Genomic DNA, 21,668 nt, shown 5'->3' with positions numbered 1-21,668 from the left:
GCAGATTTTTTTTCAAAAAAAGAGCCCTTTCCGGAAGGTGCGTTTATGGTTGATCGGCATCCTGCTGCCGGAAATAGCGGTAAATGCTTTCGGCAGTTTTTCTTCCGGTTACTTCAGAAAGTTCTTCGATCGAGGCTTTTGCGACGGTTTCGACAGATCCGAAGCGGCTCAGCAGCTTTTCGGCGCTTTTTTCGCCCACACCCTTGATGCCGGTCAGCTCGGTGCGGATGGTCCGGTCGCTCCGGAGCTTGCGGTGGTAGGTGATGGCGAAGCGGTGCGCTTCGTCACGCAATTGTTGCAAAAGCTTGAGCGCCGGGGAGGTTTTCGGCAGGTTGTACGGGTCGCGCTCGTTCGGTACGAAAATCTCTTCGAGCCGTTTGGCCAGGCCTGCCACCGGGACGTCGATGCCGAGTTCCTGCAAGGCTTTCCAGGCTACGTTGACCTGCCCCTTGCCGCCGTCGATGAGCACCAGATCGGGCATCGGCAGCTCCTCGGCAAGTGTTCCGCTGTAGCGCCGGGTGACCGCTTCTTGCATGGCGGCGTAGTCGTCCGAGCCCTCGAAGCTTTTCAGTTTGAACTTTCGGTAATCCGATTTTTTCGGTTTGCCTAAGACGAAGGTGACCATCGAGCTGACGTAATCGGTGCCCTGAAAATGCGAGTTGTCGAAGCACTCGATCCGTTCGGGAAGCTTGTCGAGATGCAGCACCTGCTTGAGTGATTCAAGAGCTGGTGACTTGCGCGACATCTCGCCGCGGAGCCGCTTCTGCACCATGAATTCGTGCAGGTGGTGCTCGGCGTTGTCGAGGCACATGGCGATGAGCTGCGCCTTTTCACCGATGCGCGGTACCGTGAAGCGCACCTGCCGCTGCCCGGTCTGGCGTGATGCGAGGAGCTGGCGCAGCGCTTCAAGCTCCTCCTCCGGCAGCTCGGCTTGCAGGAATATCTCCTGCGGGATAAGGTCGGGCGTTTCCAGGTAGTAGTGTTCGAGGAACGAGGCGAGCAGGTTCGGCAGCGGCGTGTTGCCGGTGTTGGTCAGATAGGTGTGGCGCGAGCCGATGAGCTTGCCCTCGCGGATGCGGAAGATCACCCCGCAGGCGTCCTCCTCGCCGGTCGCTATGGCGAATACGTCGCGGTCAACCGGTTCGTTGCTTACCACCTTCTGCCGTTCGGCGTAACGCTTCAGTCCTTCGATCTGTGCTTTCAGCGTGGCCGCTTCCTCGAACTTCAATTCCGCGGCTTTCTGCTGCATTTCGGCAGTCAGGTCGCGCACAAGCGCCGAGGTTTTTCCTTTGAGAAGGGTGACGATCTCGCGGATCATCGCCTGGTACTCCTCCTCCGATTGCAGCCCTTCGCACGGCCCTTTGCATTTGTGGATGTGGTAGTCGAGGCAGACCCGGTACTTGCCTGCTGCGACCGCCTCTTCGGTGAGCTTGTATTTGCAGCTTCTCACCGGAAAGATCGAGCCGATTAGGTCGAGAATCAGCCGGAGCTGGGAAGCTTCGGTGTAGGGGCCGAAGTACTGCGAGCCGTCACGCCGAACCTGCCGCGTCAGAAAAATGCGCGGGAACCGCTCGTTGGTGATGACCACGTAGGGGTAGCTTTTGTCATCCTTGAGGTTGACGTTGTAGCGCGGCTTCAGCTCCTTGATGAGGTTGTTTTCGAGAATCAGCGCCTCGACCTCCGATGAGGTGATGATGACGTTCAGATCGGCGATGTGGCTCACCAGCACGGCGGTTTTGCCCGGCTGGCGCCCCTGACTGTTGAAGTAGGAGCGAACCCGGTTGCGCAGGTTTCGTGCTTTGCCGACATAGATCACCGTGCCTGCCGCATTGCTGAACCGGTACACGCCGGGCGAAGTTGGCAGCGAGGCGAGCTTTTCAGCAAGTGTTTCGCGTGCGGGCTTTTCCGGTATTGTTGCGGAGGTGTCGGCCATGACGAAATCGTGCAGTCTGCGTTACTGGGTTTCCGGATTTATGATAACAAAAAAAGGCGCGGATGGTTCCACGCCTTTTTTTGTTTGTCGATGGTTGTGTTCGGAATCAGTGTGCCGAAGCTTCACCAGCGCCTTTAGGATAGCGCAGGCTGTCAACCAGCTCCTGAATCTCTTCCGGAGGTGCAGGAGTGATCCGCGAAACCACGAAGCTGACCACGAAGTTGATCACCATACCCACCGTACCGATGCCTTCCGGCGAGATGCCGAGGAGCCAGTGTTCCGGGTTGTTGTCACCAGGGTTGATGAACTTGAAGTTGATGATGTAGGCAGCCGTGAAGATCAGACCGGTAAGCATACCGGCGATCGCGCCCTCTTTGTTCATCCTCTTAGAGAAGATGCCGAGGATGATGACCGGGAAGAACGACGAAGCGGCCAGACCGAACGCGAAGGCCACAACCTGTGCCACGAAGCCGGGCGGGTTGATGCCGAAGTAGCCGGCGATAGCCGGCGATGCAGATCGCGATGGCCACGGCGATACGGGCATACATCAGCTCGGCGCTTTCGCTGATGTTGGGGTTGATCTGCTTCTTGATGAGGTCATGCGACACCGAGGTCGAGATGACCAGCAGGAGACCGGCAGCCGTCGAAAGAGCGGCGGCAAGACCACCAGCGGCAACCAGTGCGATCACCCAGTTCGGCAGCTGGCCGATTTCCGGGTTGGCAAGCACCATGATGTCCTTGTCGATGTAGAGCTCGTTGGCGTTGTCGGTCGGTGCGTTGGAAAGCAGCATCTGTCCTGCCGGGCCGGTTTCAGAGGTGAACGACGGTTTGCCCTCAAAAGCATCACCACCGTTGGCATTTTTACCAAGGTACTGAATCTTGCCATCGTTGTTTTTGTCCATCCATGCCAGCAGACCGGTTTTTTCCCATTTTTCGAACCACTGGGTTTTTGGATTTTCAGCCAAGGCAGCATAGCTCTTGTCGCTGACCGTGTCGATCAGGTTGATACGGGCGAAAGCTGCAATTGCCGGAGCCGTGGTGTAGAGCAGGGCGATGAAGAGCAGAGCCCAGCCAGCCGAGACGCGGGCGTCGCGAACCTTCGGCACGGTGAAGAAGCGAACGATAACGTGCGGAAGACCGGCAGTACCTACCATCAGAGCGACGGTGATCGCAAAGACGTCGATCATCGGTTTCGAGCCGGTGGTGTAGGCCGCAAAGCCGAGCTGTTGAGACAGTCCATCGAGCTTGTCGAGCAGGTAAACGCCGTCAGAACCGGTGCCACCAAGTCCGAGCTGTGGAATCGGGGTTCCTGCAATCATCAGCGAAAGGAAGATAGCCGGAACCATGTAGGCGAAGATCAGCACGCAGTACTGGGCGACCTGGGTGTAGGTGATGCCTTTCATGCCACCAAGCACGGCGTAGAAGAACACGATAGCCATGCCGATGAAAATACCCATGTTGATGTCTACTTCAAGGAAGCGGGAGAACACCACGCCGACGCCGCGCATCTGGCCGGCCACGTAGGTGAACGACACGAAGATTGCGCAGATGACAGCCACGGTGCGGGCCACGTTCGAGTAGTAACGGTCACCCACGAAATCGGGCACGGTGAACTTGCCGAACTTTCTGAGGTAGGGGGCGAGCAGAAGAGCCAGCAGCACGTAGCCGCCCGTCCAGCCCATCAGATAAACCGAGCCGTCATAACCCATGAAAGAAATGAGACCGGCCATCGAAATAAATGAAGCCGCCGACATCCAGTCTGCAGCGGTTGCCATGCCGTTCATCAGCGGTGGAACACCCGCACCGGCAACATAGAACTCTTTCGTTGAACCAGCCTTCGCCCATACCGCAATGGCGATATAGAGCGCAAAGGTCAGGCCTACGATAAGGTAGGTCCATAATTGAACACTCATGATGGTTGTTTGTTAAGCGTTTGGAAAATGGTTTTCGGATAGCGTTTTGGCCGGTTCAGTCTTCGTGAACGTCAAACCTCTTGTCGAGCTTGTTCATCAGCATGACGTAAACAAAGATCTCCACTACGAAAACGTAGATAGAACCCTGCTGGGCAAACCAGAAGCCCAGTTTGAAGCCTCCGAGCCGGATCGCGTTCAGGGGTTCGACAAGAAGAATGCCGAATCCATACGAGACGACGAACCATACAACCAGCAGGCCGATAAGGTAGCCGAGGTTGATTTTCCAGTACTCCTGGAGTTTCGCTTTTTCCATGGCATTGGTAAGTTTGTGCTTGTTGAGAACTACTAAAGACAGAACATGGCACCATGTAGGGCGATGCCGATAATAAAGAGAACAGTCGTATAAACGGACGTAACCACTTATTCTGTCAGACATTCATGTCGGAAAAGAGGGGTTTCCGGCCATGCGTCTTAATCACAATCACAAATCGAACTGAAGTGTAGGCTATTCGGATTCATTGAGCTTTCCGGTTATGAGCTTCCGACAGCCAATGCATTTTTACCGATTGTTAACAATATACGCGATATAGGGCGGAACTCATAATTGTTCATTTCGCGCCTATACTGTCCGTCAGCATTCTGTTCCTCTGACGATAAAAAAGCCGCAGTTTCCTGCGGCTTTTTTATTTAAAGCTGAGGCAAGCCTTAGAAGGTGACGGTTGCCCAGAGCTCGCTGCGCAGACGCTCGCCAGAGGCACTGCCAAAGTCGTCTTCAGCCTTTGATGCGAGGTAGCGAAGAGTCGGCTGAATTGTCACACTGCCAGCAGCAGAAGAGTACACCGGAATCTTGTACTGTGCCCATACGAAGTGGTTGGTGAGTTTGGTATCGTAACCATCGTTGACATCGGTGCGGTTGAAATCATACCAAGCCATGAAGTTTCCGATTTCACCTTTCACCCTGAACAGGTAGCCATCATAATCGACTTTGTAACCAGAATTCGGGGTCGTGTCATCGCAATTGGTATAGAATGCACCGAAGGTCAGCTTTGCATCACCGGCAGGAACGCCAATGAGAGCGCCAAAGGTGTATGGCGTGACTTTTTGAGCGACAACGGTGCCCGCTCCCCTGATATCCTGCGTGAAGACATCAGAGTTTGTCAGAACGGTCAAGAACTGGGGCTCAAGTGTAACATTTCCAACGTTGACCTTGTAGTCAAGGTGCAGTGCATAGCCGTCGTTAAAGAGACCGTCGCCATCATAAGCAGTATTGTCGCCAGATTCGTTGTCAAGCACAACAAGCGTTGCATTCAGCATTCCGTTGCCGATTTTGTGCCCGTAGTTGAGTCCCAAAACACGGTCGAAATTGATGTTGAATACAGGGGTGCCGAGTGGCTGTCCCGGGTAGATGGTGAGATCGAAGATCGGGTTGTTGAGTGAGCCCAGCGGAAGGCGGCCAACCATATAGTGGCAGTCCTCGAGCATGCGCCCAAAGTAGAAGTTCGAGACATCGACATTGATCTCTTCGGTGTTTGCATAACCAACACTCTGCCAGCCACCAGCAATGATGTATGGTTGCCCTTCACCAAAGATGCCAGAACCCAAGCTTTCGTTCTGAAGCAGAGCCTTGAAGAAGTAGCCATTACCCAGATCTGCAGCTGCCTTCAGGCGAACTCTGTACTGGAAGACAACGTCATCGTTGGCGGAACCAGTGAACGAAAACTGATCGGCGTCGCCGAAATAGGATACGTCTCTCAGACGGACGCTAGCGTCACCGCCAAATTTCAGTTCAGCCTGAGCGGGGGAAGCAGATGCTAACACTGCGAACATCGCAGCAAGTGACAGCATTTTTTTCATTGTGTGTTCTCCGTTAGGTTGTGTGATGCGTTTTGGTCAATTCAAATAAAAACCGCTTTACAACGGCCGGTTACCATCATCGGAGTGTGGGAACCTTATGACACTAAAAAGAACAGGTGTGGTTATGGTTAACGCTAAATTAAGGAAATAGTATTCATTAGTCCAAAAGAAAAGCGCTTTTTCCGCTTTTTCGTTGTATTGGCATGTATTTTGAAGGTTATATATCGATATAAGGTATGCTGCTCTGTTGTGTCGAATGTCAAAGGATAGTTGTCGGATTTTTCATTTATTCTTTCAAAATGAAAATACGTTGTTACAACGCTTAAGGTGGCTGTGATTTTATGCATGATCTGTCAAGAAAACCGGTTCATCTCAGGGCAAGTGCCTTGTGTATTCGGGATGACGAGGTGCTGTTTGTCGAACATCGGAGTTTCGCGCCGGGAGATCCCGCTTTTCCGGAAACCTACTGGATTTTGCCCGGCGGTGTGGTCGAACGGGGCGAAACCTTGCATGAGGCGCTCAGACGGGAGGTGATGGAGGAGACCGGTCTGGAGTGCTCGGTTGGCGGTATGGTTTTCGTCAAGGAGTTGCTCTATCCATATCCCGGTTTGCCGGAGCAGGGAGAGCGGCACCACTCGGTTTCCCTCGGGTTTCATTGCGAGGTGACCGGTGGCACGCTTGTGACCGGCCGCGATCCGGAACTGCCCGACGACCGGCAGATGATTTTGCAGAGCAGTTGGCTGCCAATCTCCTCGTTGACCTCTTATCGCCTCTATCCGCCATTTCTGTATGAATTGATAGCGTCGGGGCATCAGCATGGGTTTGACAACCCATGTCCCGGATTTTTCGATTCGATGTTGTGAGAGGTGGGGGATAAAAAAAGGGGTAGCCGCAAGGACTACCCCTACAAAAGAATTGGTGATGGCATTTTCGTAGGGGTAGACCTTGCACCTGCCTCTACATCATCCTACAAATCAACAATCATGCCCAGCGTCGTGTAGCTTTCAGGTTTGTAGAAATACATGCCGTGGCGGCTCATGCCCGAAAAGTAGTTGGCGGCGACCCGCACATTGTCCAGACCGATCGAGCTAAGGCGCATGCCGGCCTGGAGGTTCCAGGTGCCGCGGTAGCCGTCGGTTTTGCCTTCATCCCACTGCCAGACAGGCAACAGCTTGAAGTCGGCGGCCAAGTAGGCGTCATAAGGCAGGCCGATCTCCGCGCCGGCCTGGAATGAGCTTGCGCTGATTTCATCGGGAATGGTGTGGTACATGTACTGGTAGCCAAGATAGATTCTGCGGCCCGGCGAGCTGAGCGAAGCCGTGACGTTGATGAACTCCCGGCTGTAGGTGAACGGAATGCCGAAGGGACTCTCCTCCGGATGGAGCCATTCGCCCGCGTCGTCGGTGTGGCCATCTTCGAAGTGCGCCGAGATGTGGCTCCACCGAACTCTGACAGCGGCTTCATCGAACGGAATGAGCGTGTCGGTGAGCTGGCGACGGAACGTGGCGTTCACGCCGAAGAGGTAGTCGATGCTGTCAACCGGGAACTTGAAGTTGCTCGTCCGGTTCAGCAATGACCAGGTGGCGAAGTCGATACCGGCGGCGAAGGTCTTTTTCTCGTTCTGGTACAGGTCGGCCGAGGTGCCGATGTCGAGCTGGAGCTGCTTTTTGCCGAGCTTCGGCATAACGGCGATGCGGGGTTCCATCGGGTCGGCCAGCAGCGGTTCGAACAGGGTGTCGAGTGTCGGATGGAGTCCCGATTCAGCTTTGGCTGTGTTGGCAGGGGCGGTGATGCCGACGGTTGCCAACAGCGCGGCGGTCACTATCGAAAAGCGTTTGTTCATGGTTTGTCGTTTTTCAGGGGTATGGTGATGTTAATAAATATTCGTTGACTGTCTGCCGCCGTTTCACTTGGCCAGCAGGCGATGCAGCACGGCCATTCGAACCGCTACGCCGTTGGTTACCTGTTCCATCAGCATGCTGCTTGAATAGCCGGGCGGCTGAATCCGGTCGGCTACCATGTTTGAAATTTCAATTTCACGGTTGATCGGCCCGGGATGCAGCACCGGCATGAGCCGTTTCAGGCGGTCGAATTTCTCGTCAGTCAGGCCGTATCCCGCAGAGTACTCTTCGAGCGACGGAATGTAGCCGCCGGTGGCCCGTTCGAGCTGGAGGCGCAGCACGATGGCCGCATCGGCCCAGGCCAGCGCTTTGTCGAGATTGGTGAAGACCTGCACGCCAAGCTGGTCAATCCGGCCGGGGAGCAGCGTCGAAGGCGCGCAGACGGCGATCTCTGCGCCGAGGGTTTTCAGGCCGAGGATGTTCGAGCGGGCAACCCGGCTGTGCAGGATGTCGCCGAGAATCATGATTTTTAGCCCTTCGATCTTTCCGAAGTAGCTTCTGAGAGTGAGAATGTCAAGCAGCGCCTGGGTCGGGTGCTCGTGCGTGCCGTCTCCGGCGTTGATGACCGGCCGGTTGGTAATCGATGTCACGAAGTCCGCCGCGCCCGATGATGGGTGCCGCAACACAAACGCATCGACTTTCATCGCTTCGAGGTTGCGGATGGTGTCCGACAGGGTTTCGCCTTTGCTGACGCTGCTCGATGCTGCCGTGAAGCTCAGCGTTCCCGCGCCAAGATGCCGTGCGGCGAGCTCGAACGAAAAGCGGGTGCGGGTGGAATTCTCAAAGAAAACAAGGGCGATTCGCCGGTTCGAGAGCAACGGGGCGAAGGTTTCAGGCTCTCTGTTGAGCCCCTCTCTGTATCCGGCGGCAAGGTCGAGCAGCTCGACCAGCGTGCTTGCCGGTAATCCGAAAAGTCCCGTGAGGTGGTTCAATACTTCATGGACGTTTATGCGTTGAAATGAATGTTGTTTCGAAAATTAAGAAAAATTTAACGATCATAGCACTATGCAGTCACGCTGTTATCCGATGACCGGAACTATTTTAAGAAAAGAGCTGTACAGACTTACGTTTTTCAGTTTTTTCAAGCTTCAAAGCCAAAGCATTTGCGATGCATGAGATGTCCATTGCCATGTCGGTTATCGATGCCGTGACCGAAAAGGCCCGCCAGGAAGGGTGCTCGAAGGTGACCGGCATCGAGCTTGTGGTCGGCCATCTTTCCGGAGTAGAAGTCGAGTCGCTCAAGTTCTGCTTTTCAGCGGCTTGCCGCGACACGCCTGCCGACGGGGCCGAGCTGGTCATCGAGGAGTGCGAGGCGGTCGGTCGCTGTGAAGCGTGCGGCGAAACCTTTCCGATCACGAGCTTTTACGCGAAGTGCCCGTCATGCGCCCAGTTCCGGGTGCAGATCGAATCGGGCCAGGAGCTTTCGGTACGTTCGATTACCATCGAATAGATGCGTGTCGGTGAGGCGTTAGACAGTAGTAATTATCAGAAAAGACAGGAGTAACCAAGCTATGTGCGATACTTGCGGTTGTTCAGGCGATGGAGGCGTGGTGCTGCGTAAGCCGGGCGTCAAAAATTATCATGTCCACGTCGGCGATGACGGCCATCACGACCATGAACATAGTCACGACCATGGTCACAGCCACGATCATGCGCATGATCACCACCACGGCGAGGCTCGCAAGGTGCAGATGGAGCAGGATGTTCTGTTGCAGAACAACATGCTCGCCGAGCGCAACCGCGGCTGGTTCGAGGCGCGGCGGGTACTGGCGCTGAACTTCCTCAGCTCGCCCGGTTCCGGCAAGACCTCGATTCTCGAAAAAACCATCCCGGCGCTGCTGGAGCGCCATCCCGTTACCGTGATCGAGGGCGACCAGCAGACCACCAACGACGCCGACCGGATCGACGCGCTCGGCGTGCCGGTCATCCAGGTCAACACCGGCACCGGCTGCCACCTTGACGCGCAGATGGTGCAGCGCGCCGTGAAGGAACTCGACCCGGCGGAGCGCTCGCTGCTCTGCATCGAGAACGTCGGCAACCTGGTCTGCCCGGCGCTTTTCGACCTTGGCGAGGCGGCGAAAGTGGTGGTCATCAGCGTCACCGAGGGCGACGACAAACCGCTGAAATATCCCACCATGTTCCACGAGGCGGACATCTGCCTGCTCAACAAAACCGACCTGTTGCCGCACGTCGATTTCGACCCCGCCAAATGCCGCGAGTACGCCATGCAGGTCAACCACCACCTCGAATGGATCGAGCTTTCGGCGCGAACCGGCGAGGGCTTCGACGAGTGGATCGCCTGGCTGAACGCCAAACTCGCGGCGCTCTGAGCGGATCGTCGCACTGTGAACGCCGCCGGATCGAGGTTCGCGGCATCGTGCAGGGGGTGGGTTTCCGCCCCTTCGTCTGGCGGCTTGCTCATCAGCTCGATCTGGCTGGATTTGTCTGTAATGCAAGTTCCGGCGTGGTGATCGAAGTCGAAGGCGAACCGAACGCTCTCGACCGCTTCGAGGCCGCTCTCCGCGACGAAGCGCCGCCGCTCTCCCGCATCGATTCGATTGACCGCCAAAGTATCCCGTCCGTCTGCGGTGAGCAGGGCTTCGTCATCTCCGAATCCTCCGGCGGTGACGCGATGCAGACGCTCATCTCGCCCGACATCGCCGTCTGCCCGGCCTGCCTTGCCGACATCGCTGATCCCGCCGGACGGCGCTACCGCTACGCCTTCACCAACTGTACCGACTGCGGTCCGCGCTACACCATCGTCGAGCGCATTCCCTACGACCGCCCCTTTACCACGATGAAAGGGTTCGCCCTGTGTCCCGACTGCCAGCGCGAATACGACGACCCCGCCGACCGCCGCTTTCACGCCCAGCCCAACGCCTGCCCGGTCTGCGGCCCGAAGCTCGAACTGCGCGATGCGGCGGGTGTCCGGCTGGAGGTCGGCGACGAGATCACGGCGGCGGGCGAGCTGCTTGCGGGCGGAAAGATTCTGGCGATCAAGGGGATCGGTGGATTTCATCTCGCGGTCGATGCCTCGAACGAACAGGCCGTCCAGCTTCTCCGAACTCGCAAGGGACGCGAGGAGAAGCCGTTCGCCGTGATGGTGCGCGACCTTGACACCGCCCGCGCCCTGTGCGAAATCGGCCCAGAGGAGGAGGTCGCGCTCGCTTCGCCGCAAGCGCCCATCGTGCTGCTGCGCAAGCGTTCGGATCTGCCCCTCGCCCCGTCCATCTCGCCGGGCAATGACCGGCTCGGCGTGATACTGCCCTACTCGCCGCTGCACTGGCTGCTCTTGCGGGAAGGCCCGGAGGTGCTCGTGATGACCAGCGCGAACTTCAGCGAGGAGCCGTTGGTAGCCGACAACGCCGAAGCGCTCGAACGGCTCACGGGCATCGCCGATGCGTTCCTGATGCACGACCGGCCAATCGCCCGGCGCTGCGACGACTCGGTGGTGATGTCGATGGCTGACGCCGTGCGCCTGATTCGCCGCAGCCGTGGTTACGCACCCGCGCCGATCAGGCTGCGCCAAAGCGGCCCGCCGGTTCTCGGCACGGGCGGCGAGCTGAAGAACGCGCTCTGCCTCGTGAAGGGCGGCGAAGCGTTCCTGAGCCAGCACATCGGCGACATGAAAAACTACGAGGCGTACCGTCACTTCGACGACGTGGCTGCGCACCTGCAACGCATTTTCCAGACGGAAGCCGAGCTGCTCGTGCACGACCTGCACCCCGCCTACATGACCACGCGCTGGGCGCTGGAGCAAGGCAAGCCGACGCTCGGCGTGCAGCACCACCACGCGCACCTCGCCTCGTGCCTCGCCGAACACCGCTGCGACGGCCCGGCCATCGGTCTCACGCTCGACGGCACCGGCTACGGCCCGGACGGCACGGTGTGGGGCGGCGAAGTGCTGATCGGCGTCGCCGCCGGAGCGACACGCTTCGCTTCGCTGGAGCCGATGCCGCTGCCCGGCGGCGACGCGGCCACGCGGCAGGTGTGGCGCACGGCCCTCGGCTGGCTCCACCGCAGCTGTGCGTCACCCGAAGGCCTGGAATGCCTCCGCCAGCCGCAGTCGGCGCAGGTGCTCGAACTGCTCGACAAAGGAGTCGGTACGGCGGAAAGCTCAAGCTGCGGACGCCTCTTCGACGCCGTCGCCTCCATCTGCGCTCTGCGCCACGAAGCCCGCTACGAAGGCCAGGCCGCCATCGAACTGATGCAAGCCGCACGCGGCCAGATCGCCGACACCGCCTACAGCTTTGGCATCGAGCGCCGCGACAGCCGCTGGCAGATGCTCGTTTCACCCATCATCCGCGACATCGCCAAAGCCGTCCAAGCAGGCGCTAAAGCTGGAGAAATCGCCCAACGCTTCCACCGGACGCTCGTCGTCATGCTTTCAGAAATTACACGTAAGGCCTATCTTGAAACCGGCCTGAAAACCGTCGCATTAAGCGGCGGCGTGTTCCAGAATGTACTGCTTGTTGAAGCCCTTGTGCACGAACTAGAAGCCGCAGGATTTACCGTGCTTCTGCACCAGCAAGTGCCCACCAACGACGGTGGCATCAGCTTGGGGCAGGCAGTGATTGGGCAGGAGTTCTTGCGCGGGCGGTATCGTGGAGTTGATAGTTGACAATTGACAATTGACAGTTTAAAAAGATGAAGAGCGTGGCGCAAAAAAATGAGATGAATGGGAGTGGGGTTCGTGAGCTTTCATTCGAGTTTGCGCTTCGGGTTGTCAAGCTTTGCCGGTTTCTTGAGAAGGAAATAGGCAATTGCTCAAGTCTGGTACTGCCATCGGGGCTCTGATTCGTGAAGCTCAGCAGGCCGAAAGCAGGGCTGATTTTATTCACAAACTGTCAATTGCACTGAAGGAAGCTAATGAAACCGAGTATTGGATCGATTTGCTCTACCAGTCGCAACTCATTGAAAAGAAAGGATATGAGTCGATCAAACCCGATATCGTCGAATTGCTAAAACTCCTGACCAGCATTATCAAATCCACAAAAAATCGCCGTGATAACGGTTGAGCAAGAAAACACTATCAACTATCAATTATCAACTGATACCATGTGCTTAGCTATTCCTGGAAAACTCATAGAAATTCGCGAAGAGAACGGCCTGAAAATGGGCACGGTGGACATCAGCGGTGCGCTCACCAAGGCGTGCCTTGAATACGTGCCGGAGATCGCCATCGGCCAGTACACCATCGTCCACGCGGGGTTCGCGCTGAAGATCATCGACGAGGAGGAGGCTGCCGAAAGCCTGAAGCTCTGGGATGAGCTCATTAAAAGCGGTGCGTTTGATGTTGATGGCGAACTTCCGCCGTCGCCCATCCAGAATCCGGACGCATGAAATTCATCGACGAATACCGCGACCCGGCTCGCGCTCGCGCTTTGCTTGACCGCATCCGGCAGGTGGCTCGCCACGACTGGACGATCATGGAGATTTGCGGCGGGCAGACGCATTCGATTTTGCGGAATGGTATCGATCAGCTTTTGCCACCGAATGTGCAGCTTGTGCATGGGCCGGGGTGTCCGGTGTGCGTGACGCCGCTGGAGACTATCGAGCGGGCGCTGGCGATTGCGGCGATGCCGAACACGATTCTCACGAGCTTCGGCGACATGCTGCGCGTGCCGGGCAACTCGAAAGACCTGTTCATGGCGCGGAGCGAGGGGGCGGATGTGCGGGTCGTTTTTTCGCCGCTTGAAGCGTTGCAGATCGCGCGCGACAATCCGTCGAAAGAGGTTGTGTTTCTTGCGGTCGGTTTCGAAACCACGGCTCCGGCCAACGCGATGGCCGTCCATCAGGCGGCGCGGGAGGGGCTCTCGAATTTCAGCGAGCTGGTGAGCCAGGTGATGGTGCCGCCGGCGATGCGGGCGATTCTGTCGTCACCCGACAACCGCGTGCAGGGGTTCCTCGCTGCCGGGCACGTCTGCGCCATCATGGGCTACGAGGAGTACGAGCCGGTGGCGGCGGAGTTCGGCGTGCCGATTGTGCCTGCCGGGTTCGAGCCGGTCGATCTGCTCGACGCGATTCTGAAAACGGTCGAGTTGCTCGAAGCGGGCCGTTCGGGCGTGGTGAACGCTTACGGGCGCGTGGTGAGCCGCGAGGGCAATCCCGAGGCGCGGCGGGTGATGCAGGAGGTGTTCGAGGTCGCCGACCGACCGTGGCGCGGTATCGGCGTCATTCCGCAGAGCGGCCTCGTGCTGCGCCGGGAGTACGAGCGTTTCGACGCCGAAAAGCGTTTCGACGTGGGCCACATCGCCCCGCAGGAGTCGCCGTTGTGCAAGAGCGGCGAGGTGCTGCAAGGCCACCTCAAACCCTCCGACTGCCCGGCCTTCGCGCGGGAATGCACCCCGCAAACCCCGCTCGGTGCAACGATGGTCTCCTCCGAAGGAGCCTGCGCCGCATATTATCGCTATCACCGCAACGTCAGCAGTTGAACCATTTACCCCTAACAACGATGAAAAAACTGATTTTCAGGACACTAACAGCATTGGTACTGTTTGCACCCATAGCGAGTTGTAACCAATCGCCAGAGCCGGAAAAAATTTTTGAATTGAAAAAAGGGGCTGAACAGGGTGATGCCGAAGCACAATTTAAAATCGGATTGATGTATGCTTTGGGCAAAGAAGTTAGGCAGGACTATGTCGAGGCCTTGAAGTGGTTTCGCCTGTCCGCTGCACAGGGTAACGCTGGAGCGCAAGGCAACCTTGGAGTGATGTACGCCAATGGCCGTGGGGTGAGGCAGGACTATGCTGAAGCCCTGAAGTGGTTTCGTCTGTCTGCTGCGCAGGGGTATGATGTCCCACAATACAGCATCGGATTTATTTATGAGAATGGCCATGGTGTAAGACAGGACTATGAGGAAGCTTTGAAATGGTATCATCTGTCCGCAGCGCAGGGGAACTCCGAAGCACAACGCAGGATCGGAGTTTTTTACTATAAGGGCTATGGCGTGAAGCAGGATTATGTGGAAGCCCTGAAGTGGCTCCGTCTGTCTGCGGCACAAGGGAATGCGGGCGCACAACGCGACATTGGATTGAGTTATGTTAAAGGCGAGGGAGTGAGCCAGGACTATGCTGAAGCGCTGAAGTGGTTTCGTCTGTCCGCTGCACAAGGAAATGCTGGCGCACAATACGACATTGGATTGATGTACGCTAACGGTGAAGGGGTGAGACAGGACTATGTGGAAGCCTTGAAGTGGTACCGGTTGTCTGCTGCAAAGGGTGACTCTGATGCGCAATTCAATCTTGGATTGATGTATGCCAAAGGCTATGGAGTGAGACAGGATTATGCGGAAGCGCTGAAATGGTACCACAAGGCCGCGGCACAGGGTGACGCCAAAGCACAATACAACATTGGATGGTTTTATAAGAATGGCTACAGCGTTAGGCAGGATTATATCGAAGCTTTGAAGTGGTATCGGCTATCTGCGGCACAGGGAAATACCGAAGCGCAATTCAACATCGGAGTGATGTATGAAAAGGGCTATGGAGTGAGACAGGACTATGTGGAAGCATTGAAATGGTATCTTCTGTCGGCCACACAGGGTAACGCTCTCGCACAATACAACACCGGAGTGATGTATCACAAGGGTATGGGCGTGAGACAGGACTACACTGAAGCATTGAAATGGTATCGTCTGTCCGCCGCACAGGGGAATGCTGGTGCTCAAAGCAACCTCGGAGTGATGTATGTCATGGGAGTTGGTGTAAGACAAGATTATGCTGAAGCATTAAGGCTGTTAAGACTTTCTGCAGAGAAGGGTTACGATTTCGCACAATGTAACCTTGGAACAATGTATGCCCGTGGCGAAGGCGTGAAGCAGGATTACGGGGAAGCACTGAAATGGTATCGTCTGTCCGCCGCACAGGGAAATGCCGAAGCGCAATTCAACATTGGAGAGACGTACGAAAAAGGGCAAGGTGTGATACAGGACGAGAGTACGGCCAAAGAGTGGTATAGAAAAGCTTGTGACAACAATCTAAAAGAGGGGTGTGAAGCATACAAAAAATTGGCAGAGCAAGGCTACTGAACCATCAACTTTTGTCCGTTAAATCCAATCCCCCAATGACCATGCAACTGAGCTGCCCTTCGCCGATTCTTCAGCATGAAACCGTCCAGATGGCTCATGGCGCGGGCGGGCGTTTGTCGCAGGAGCTGACGGCGCGGGTGTTCATGCCGCACCTCGGCAATCCGGTGCTCGACCAGCTCGACGATCAGGCGCGGTTCGAGGCCGAGCCGGGGCGCATCGCCTTCACCACCGACACCTACGTCGTCTCGCCGATCTTTTTCCCCGGCGGCACCATCGGCGATCTGGCGGTCAACGGCACGGTGAACGATCTCGCCGTCGGCGGCGCGGTGCCGCGCTACCTCAGCGCCGGGTTCGTGCTTGAAGAGGGATTGCCGCTCGCCGACCTCGAACGGATCGTCAAAAGCATGGCCGAGGCCGCGCGGAAGGCGTGGGTGGTCATCGCGTGCGGCGACACGAAAGTGGTGCAGAAAGGGCAGTGCGATCGAATTTTCATCAACACCTCCGGCATCGGCTTCATCCCGCCGGGCCGCGAAGTGTCGTGCCGCAACCTCCGCCCCGGCGACGCGGTGCTGCTCTCCGGCACCATCGGCGACCACGGCATGGCGATCCTCACCACCCGCGAGGGCCTCTCCTTCCAGAGCCGCATCCGGAGCGACTCCGCTGCCTTGAACGGCATGATTGCCGACCTGCTCGCAGCCGCGCCGAACCTCCATGCCATGCGCGACCCCACGCGCGGCGGCGTCGCGGCCACGCTCAACGAACTCGCCGCCTCCTCATCGGTCGGCATCGAACTCGACGAAGCCGCCATTCCCGTGCGCGAGGAGGTGCGCGGAGCCGCCGAACTGCTCGGCATCGACCCGCTCACCGTCGCCAACGAAGGCAAAATGCTCGTCGTCGTTCCCGCCGCCGAATCCGATGCGGCGCTTGCCGCCATGCGCTCGCACGAGCACGGACGCGAGGCCGCCGTCATCGGCAAAGTCACTGAAGAGCACCCCGGCATGGTGGTGATGCGCACGCCCTTCGGCAGCCGACGCATTGTTGAAATGCCGCTGGGGGAGCAGTTGCCGCGGATTTGCTGATGCTGTGCTTTCTTTTATAAAGTGTAGCTTTCTATTTATGGTTAGTAAACTGAGTCGAACGTATTCAAACGTAAAAAGAAATTTGTCTGTACGTGCAAGGCAGGCTGAGGATTATTACAGATATAATCTATCTAAAAATGGATTGCCAAAAATTGAAGTACAGATTGTTGATCAATGCAACTTGAATTGCAGGGGTTGTTCTCACTTTTGTGGGATTGCTGATCGTGTGTTTTATGATTTGCCTCAGTTTGAAAAAGATATGAATCGATTGAAGCGATTATTTAAAAAAATTAACAAGATCAAGTTGTTGGGGGGAGAGCCGTTTTTGCATCCTGAGTTGATTTCGTTTATTCGGATAGCTCGTGATTGTTTTCCGTTATCTGATATAGTTGTTGTTACGAATGGTATTTTGTTGCCAAAAGTTGAGCCTGTTTTTTGGTCGGTTTGTAAAGAAAAAAATACAGCGATTGAAATGTCTGTTTATCCGCCCTTGCAGAATAAGGTTAGCTATTATAGAGAATTAGCTAAACAGAATGGAGTTGCTTTTAAAAGCAGCAAAATAAAGTGGTTTTTTACTGCGCGAATCAATCCGGAGGGGGATTCGGATATGAAGAAGGCCTTTAATGCCTGTCGAAATAATTATTTTGTTCCGTTTTTGAAAGATGGCGCGATATATTCCTGCGCGATTTCATATGCGGTGCGTTATTATAATAAACGATTTGATAAGAATATTGCTGAATCTAAAGGGCTTGATATATATAAGAGTACCTCAAGAGAAATTATAGACTATTTGTCACGACCTATAGAAACTTGTAGGTGGTGTGCGGAGTTTTCCCCTGAATTTAGCTGGTCTTCCGGTAAGCAAGAGATAGAGGAGTGGCATATAAATACATATAAAAATAGTGTGTAAAATGCTTTTTAATACCTCTTTTTTTATTCCTTCAAATACCCATACTTCTCCAGAATCCCCTTCGCCTCCGCACTTTCCAGATACCTGAAAAATGCCTTTGCATCTCCATTGCTTGCATCGCGATTGGTTACAGCCATCGTGAAGGGTGTGCGCGTATAAAGCTCGTGCGGGACGGTGTAGAGGATTTTCGAGCGTTTCGCCGTGAGAGCTTCGGTGAGGTGTACCACCGAGGCATCGACGACTCCGGTTTCGGCGTACATGAGGCATTGCAGGATGTCGCGGGTCATGACGAGCTTGCCTGCGAGCTGCTTTTCGATGCCAGCGTTTCGGAACGCTTCCATCGCCGATTCACCGGCAGGGGCGCTGGTGGGGTTGCCGATGGCGATTCGTTTGAGCTTCGTTAGATCCTGCATCGATCCAATCTTCAGCGACGGTCTGCCGACCACAACGATGTCGTTCCAGGCGAAGGGCGCGACCCATTTTCCGTCAATCAGGTTTTTCTTTTGCAGATAGTTCACCCACTTGGTATCGGCTGAAATGTACAGGTCGATCGGTGCACCGTTTTCGATCTGCATGGCCAGCGCGCCCGCCGCCGCGTAGGTTTTGATGAAGGTCGTGCCGGGGTGCGCTTTCGTGAAATCGGTCGTGAGCACGTTCAGCACTTCTTTCATGCCCATGCCTGCCGCGAGTCGGATTTCACCAGCAAGTGCCGGGGTGGCGGTCAGGGCGAGCAGGAGTGCGATGAGCAGGGGTTTTATCTGTCGGAGCATTAGAATTCGTTGTTTCTGTGTGGTTATAGCGCTAGGCGTTCATAGGCATGCGTGGATGGGCATCCCGGCAAGTCGGGACTGCCCCTACAATTATCCATTAATTCACCCCGATAATGACGTCTGAGGCTTTGAAAATGGTGCAGGCGTGTTCGCCCTCTTTGAAGCCGAGTTTGCGGGAGCTGGTTTTGGTGATGATGGCCGAGATGATGTTGCCTCCGCCGATGTCGATATCCACTTCGCTGCTGACGGGGCCGTCGATGACGCGCTGCACGGTGCCGCACATGATGTTGCGGGTGCTGAGCTTCGTGTTGTGCAGATCGCGGCCCACGATGACTGCGTTGGACTTGATGATGGCGTAGGCGCTCATGCCCTCTTTGAGGCCGAGGTTGTCGACTGCGCCATTGGTGATGACCGAGACGATGTGCTGGCCGCCGTTGAGCGTGATGGTGATTTCAGAATTGACCGCGCCCTTGACGATGTCGGCGATGGTTCCGGCAAAGGTATTGCGCGCGCTGATCCGCATTGAAATCCTCCTCAAAAACTGGTAGAGGTTGCCGGTTTCGCCCAGCCGCTCTTCAAGGTTTTCGAGGAACTTGCGGTGCTCGTCCTGCACGATGCGGTACTTTTCGACCACCTGCCGGCCTTCGCGCGTGAGCACGGTGCCGCCGCCGCCCTTTCCGCCGGTCATGCGCTCGACGAGCGGTTTGTCGGAGAGGTTGTTCATCATGTTCACCAGATGCCACGCGGTTTTGTAGCTGATGCCGACCGCTTTGGCCGCGCTGTTGATCGAGCCCAGCTCCTCGATCCGTTCAAGCAGTTCGATGCGGTCGCCGCCGAGAAAGCGGTTCTGCGATTTCTGGAACCAGATCGAGCCTTCGATTCCGATGGGGTCTTTGGTTTTGCTCACGGGTAAAGTCCGTTACTGTTCATAAATGGTCATGTGGTAATATAGAACCCTCAAGCATAAAATCCCGGCGGGAACCAGCCGCCGGGATGCAGTGTAACGGAGAAAGAACAGGGGAGAACACATCGAAAAAAGTTCGTCGATCAGTAATGGATCGCTACCGATGCTACCACCGTGAAGGGCGCTCCGGGCTGGTAGGAGGTCTTCAGGGTTTTGTAGTCGGAGGCGCTGATCATGCTGACATATTTCGTGTCGAACAGGTTGATGAACGACAGCGAGCAGTCCACGTTGCGCAGTCCGGCAATCGGGCGGCTCCAGGTGAGGTCGAGGTCGAAAAGCGTCGTGCCGTCGATCTTCTGGGTGTGCTGCACGTCGCCATAGCGCGATGACATGTACCGCACGACCGGCGAGATGGTGACGTCACCGACCGTGTAGCTCACCAGCCCCTTGGCCATGAACTCCGGCGCGTCGGGTACCTGCATTCCCTTGACGTCGATGAGCGAGCCTGTAGCGTCGGAGTAGATCGCCTGATCGAACGAGAAGCGGTTCCACGAGAACGATCCGTAGCATTTGAGCTTGCTCGACGGCTTGTATTCACCCTCCAGCTCGAAGCCGTAGCCGGTGGCGTCGGCGCTGTTCATCGGGTAGGTCGCGTCGAGGTCAGTATCATACAAGACGGCCTGCTTGTTGCTGTGTTTGGAGTAGTAAATCGTGGGCGAGATACTCCAGGTGTTGCCGGTGATTTTCATGCCGAGCTCGACGTTTCTGGAAATCTCCATGGCTCGCTTGTCCCACAGCTCCTCGAACGGAATGACCGTGTTCAGCGCGGCCTGCGAGATGTAGTAGGGGTAGATATCGACGTGCGTGACGTAGCTCTCGCCATAAGCCAGGTGGAGTGACGTGTTGTTGCCGATCATGCGCGTGAGCCGGGCATCGGGAAACAGGCGGCTGAAGGTTTTGGTACTTTCAGCGCTTTTGAAGGGGACGAGCGTAGCCGATTCCATCGCTTCGTCGTAGCTGACATCACCTGCCGTCGTGGTGTAGGTGAGGATCGAGGGCAGGGCGTAGTTGACATACTTTACGCCGCCTTCGAGCGTCCAGTCGCCAACACGGTACTTCGCTTCGATGAACGGCTCGTGCAGCTCGTGGCTGGAGTCGTTGGAGAGAATCGCCCATTTGCTGAACACGAGCGTGTTGCCGCTGAGCGTGTAGTTCTTCCACGAGTTCGGCGGGCCGGGGCGTTTCTGCGTATGGTAGAGGTAGCCGAAGTCGAGATCGACGTTGCCGACGGTGGTGGTGTATTCGGCCAGAATGCCCTTCAGGTCGTGGTCGATGTCCCAGCGGCGGATGTTGGGCGAGCCGTTCGGCAGCGTGATGGTTTCCATGTAGTAGCCCTTGTCGCTCCAGTAGTAGGGCTTGACGTTCAGCTTCGACTTTTCGCCGGTTTTGATTTCAAGGTTGGCCATCACCATCCAGTCCTCGAACTCGTTTTTGTTGTAGCCGTAGTAGTCGTAGGCGGTCGGGTCGTTGCTGTAATCGGTGTCGTAAGCGCTGTCCAGATCCTGAATCTGCGCGTAGCTCAGCGCTCTGTATGGATGAATGTTGCCCTTGCTCCACGTGGCGAAGGCTTCGAGTTTCACCTTGTCGCTGAACTGCTCGGTCAGGCCGAACATCAGGTTGTTGCGGTTGCTCGCGCCGTATCCTTTCCATTTTTCGGCATAGCTCGTCGATCCCGAGACGAACGCTTTCAGGCCGCTGCCGAGATCGCCGGTGTCGACGCGCAGGTAGGTGCGGCTGAAGTTGTGGCTGCCGATGCTCTGCTTGAAGGCCACGCCGAACTCACTTTCGGGGCGCTTGATCTCCATGTCGATCTTGCCGCCCACGTCGGCGATGCCGAGGCCGACGTTCGCGGGCATGACGCCGCTGTAAACCGCGACGTTCTCCATGTTTTCGAGGTCATAGATTGTCGCGCCGCCGCCCGGCCGCCCGGTGACCGGCAGCCCCTCGACGTTGGCCGTGGTGGCCGGAACGCCGCCGGCGGTCGCTTCGACGCCGCGGAAGCGGAACGCCTCGTGGTAGTTCACGGTATCGGCCAGTCCGTACGGATCGACGCTCTGCTGGCTGACCGATGGCATCATGTTGATGATTTTATAAACCGACATTTGAGACGGATTGAGCACTTCGGACTCCTTTCCGGCGATCTTGTTGAGCAGATCGCCTTTCTTGCCGGAGACGGTAATTTCCGGGCCCGTCCAGACGTTGAGCGCCAGCAGGGTCGGTTCTTCCTCTGCCTTTGCCGTAGCGGAAAGCAGCGCAAGGAGGGCTATGAGTGATGTTTTTTTCATGGTTGTGTGTTGTGTATTTCTGGTTATAAC

The 21,668-nt window shown here is 56.4% G+C and carries 18 protein-coding genes and 1 pseudogene; 10 read left to right on the top strand and 9 right to left on the bottom strand.

The genetic code is table 11. The features are described from left to right. Positions 1–43: 43 nt before the first annotated feature. From uvrC to CPAR_RS08330, 4 genes and pseudogenes are all read right to left on the bottom strand, one after another. The gene (gene uvrC, locus CPAR_RS08345; protein ID WP_012502875.1) at positions 44–1,933 is read right to left on the bottom strand and encodes an excinuclease ABC subunit UvrC; all 1,890 of its coding nucleotides are present in this window, start codon (positions 1,931–1,933) and stop codon (positions 44–46) included. Positions 1,934–2,039: 106 nt separating this feature from the next. Beyond that, positions 2,040–3,846, bottom strand: a pseudogene (locus tag CPAR_RS08340) (sodium:solute symporter family protein). A 55-nt stretch (positions 3,847–3,901) separates the two neighbouring features. Next, complete coding sequence (locus CPAR_RS08335) at positions 3,902–4,159, bottom strand: DUF4212 domain-containing protein (protein WP_012502874.1); 258 nt, start codon at positions 4,157–4,159, stop codon at positions 3,902–3,904. A 392-nt stretch (positions 4,160–4,551) separates the two neighbouring features. After that, entirely contained in the window at positions 4,552–5,700 is a 1,149-nt protein-coding gene (locus tag CPAR_RS08330) for a hypothetical protein (RefSeq protein ID WP_012502873.1), read from the bottom strand. A 341-nt stretch (positions 5,701–6,041) separates the two neighbouring features. Here CPAR_RS08330 and CPAR_RS08325 point away from each other — a divergent pair, with 341 nt between their 5' ends. Next, complete coding sequence (locus tag CPAR_RS08325) at positions 6,042–6,563, top strand: NUDIX domain-containing protein (RefSeq protein ID WP_012502872.1); 522 nt, start codon at positions 6,042–6,044, stop codon at positions 6,561–6,563. A gap of 104 nt (positions 6,564–6,667) precedes the next feature. Here the strand turns inward: CPAR_RS08325 and CPAR_RS08320 are convergent, their stop codons facing one another. Both CPAR_RS08320 and CPAR_RS08315 read right to left on the bottom strand, forming a co-directional pair. After that, a complete protein-coding gene (locus CPAR_RS08320; RefSeq protein WP_012502871.1) occupies positions 6,668–7,543 on the bottom strand; it encodes a DUF1207 domain-containing protein in 876 nt (291 codons plus the stop codon). A 63-nt stretch (positions 7,544–7,606) separates the two neighbouring features. Beyond that, positions 7,607–8,533 carry an aspartate carbamoyltransferase catalytic subunit gene (locus CPAR_RS08315; protein WP_012502870.1) on the bottom strand — a complete coding sequence of 309 codons (927 nt, stop codon included), beginning with the start codon at positions 8,531–8,533 and terminating at the stop codon, positions 7,607–7,609. A 176-nt stretch (positions 8,534–8,709) separates the two neighbouring features. Between CPAR_RS08315 and hypA the strand changes: the two genes are divergently transcribed. The 9 genes from hypA to CPAR_RS08270 all read left to right on the top strand — a co-directional run bounded on the left by hypA (position 8,710) and on the right by CPAR_RS08270 (position 17,619). Further along, positions 8,710–9,051: a hydrogenase maturation nickel metallochaperone HypA gene (gene hypA / locus CPAR_RS08310; RefSeq protein WP_012502869.1), complete on the top strand. Its 342-nt coding sequence runs from the start codon at positions 8,710–8,712 to the stop codon at positions 9,049–9,051. A gap of 61 nt (positions 9,052–9,112) precedes the next feature. Then, complete coding sequence (hypB, locus tag CPAR_RS08305; RefSeq protein WP_012502868.1) at positions 9,113–9,931, top strand: hydrogenase nickel incorporation protein HypB; 819 nt, start codon at positions 9,113–9,115, stop codon at positions 9,929–9,931. After that, positions 9,850–12,222: a carbamoyltransferase HypF gene (hypF, locus tag CPAR_RS08300; RefSeq protein ID WP_198002618.1), complete on the top strand. Its 2,373-nt coding sequence runs from the start codon at positions 9,850–9,852 to the stop codon at positions 12,220–12,222. Before hypB ends, hypF begins: the two co-directional genes overlap by 82 nt. 142 nt (positions 12,223–12,364) lie before the next feature. Beyond that, a complete protein-coding gene (locus CPAR_RS08295) occupies positions 12,365–12,619 on the top strand; it encodes a four helix bundle protein (RefSeq protein ID WP_012502866.1) in 255 nt (84 codons plus the stop codon). Positions 12,620–12,659: 40 nt separating this feature from the next. Beyond that, a complete protein-coding gene (locus tag CPAR_RS08290) occupies positions 12,660–12,944 on the top strand; it encodes a HypC/HybG/HupF family hydrogenase formation chaperone (RefSeq protein WP_012502865.1) in 285 nt (94 codons plus the stop codon). Continuing rightward, the gene (hypD, locus tag CPAR_RS08285; RefSeq protein WP_012502864.1) at positions 12,941–14,035 is read left to right on the top strand and encodes a hydrogenase formation protein HypD; all 1,095 of its coding nucleotides are present in this window, start codon (positions 12,941–12,943) and stop codon (positions 14,033–14,035) included. The genes CPAR_RS08290 and hypD overlap by 4 nt, the downstream gene beginning before the upstream one ends. 20 nt (positions 14,036–14,055) lie before the next feature. Further along, positions 14,056–15,630 carry a tetratricopeptide repeat protein gene (locus CPAR_RS08280; protein WP_012502863.1) on the top strand — a complete coding sequence of 525 codons (1,575 nt, stop codon included), beginning with the start codon at positions 14,056–14,058 and terminating at the stop codon, positions 15,628–15,630. 35 nt (positions 15,631–15,665) lie between these two features. Next, positions 15,666–16,709, top strand: coding sequence for a hydrogenase expression/formation protein HypE (hypE, locus tag CPAR_RS08275; protein WP_012502862.1), 1,044 nt, complete (start codon positions 15,666–15,668; stop codon positions 16,707–16,709). Positions 16,710–16,791: 82 nt separating this feature from the next. Next, on the top strand, positions 16,792–17,619 hold the full coding sequence (locus CPAR_RS08270; protein ID WP_198002617.1) for a radical SAM protein: 828 nt from the start codon (positions 16,792–16,794) through the stop codon (positions 17,617–17,619). A 23-nt stretch (positions 17,620–17,642) separates the two neighbouring features. Here the strand turns inward: CPAR_RS08270 and modA are convergent, their stop codons facing one another. From modA to CPAR_RS08255, 3 genes are all read right to left on the bottom strand, one after another. Then, positions 17,643–18,389, bottom strand: a complete 747-nt coding sequence (gene modA / locus CPAR_RS08265) for a molybdate ABC transporter substrate-binding protein (RefSeq protein ID WP_012502860.1) — start codon at positions 18,387–18,389, stop codon at positions 17,643–17,645. 97 nt (positions 18,390–18,486) lie between these two features. Next, on the bottom strand, positions 18,487–19,296 hold the full coding sequence (locus CPAR_RS08260; RefSeq protein ID WP_012502859.1) for a TOBE domain-containing protein: 810 nt from the start codon (positions 19,294–19,296) through the stop codon (positions 18,487–18,489). A gap of 140 nt (positions 19,297–19,436) precedes the next feature. Then, on the bottom strand, positions 19,437–21,638 hold the full coding sequence (locus CPAR_RS08255) for a TonB-dependent receptor (RefSeq protein ID WP_012502858.1): 2,202 nt from the start codon (positions 21,636–21,638) through the stop codon (positions 19,437–19,439). Positions 21,639–21,668: the final 30 nt, after the last annotated feature.

Origin of the sequence: Chlorobaculum parvum NCIB 8327, from assembly GCF_000020505.1 — a bacterium.
Lineage (GTDB): Bacteria > Bacteroidota > Chlorobiia > Chlorobiales > Chlorobiaceae > Chlorobaculum > Chlorobaculum parvum_A.
The sequence above is the reverse complement of the archived record's forward strand: the minus strand, read 5'-3'. Positions and strand labels throughout refer to the sequence as shown.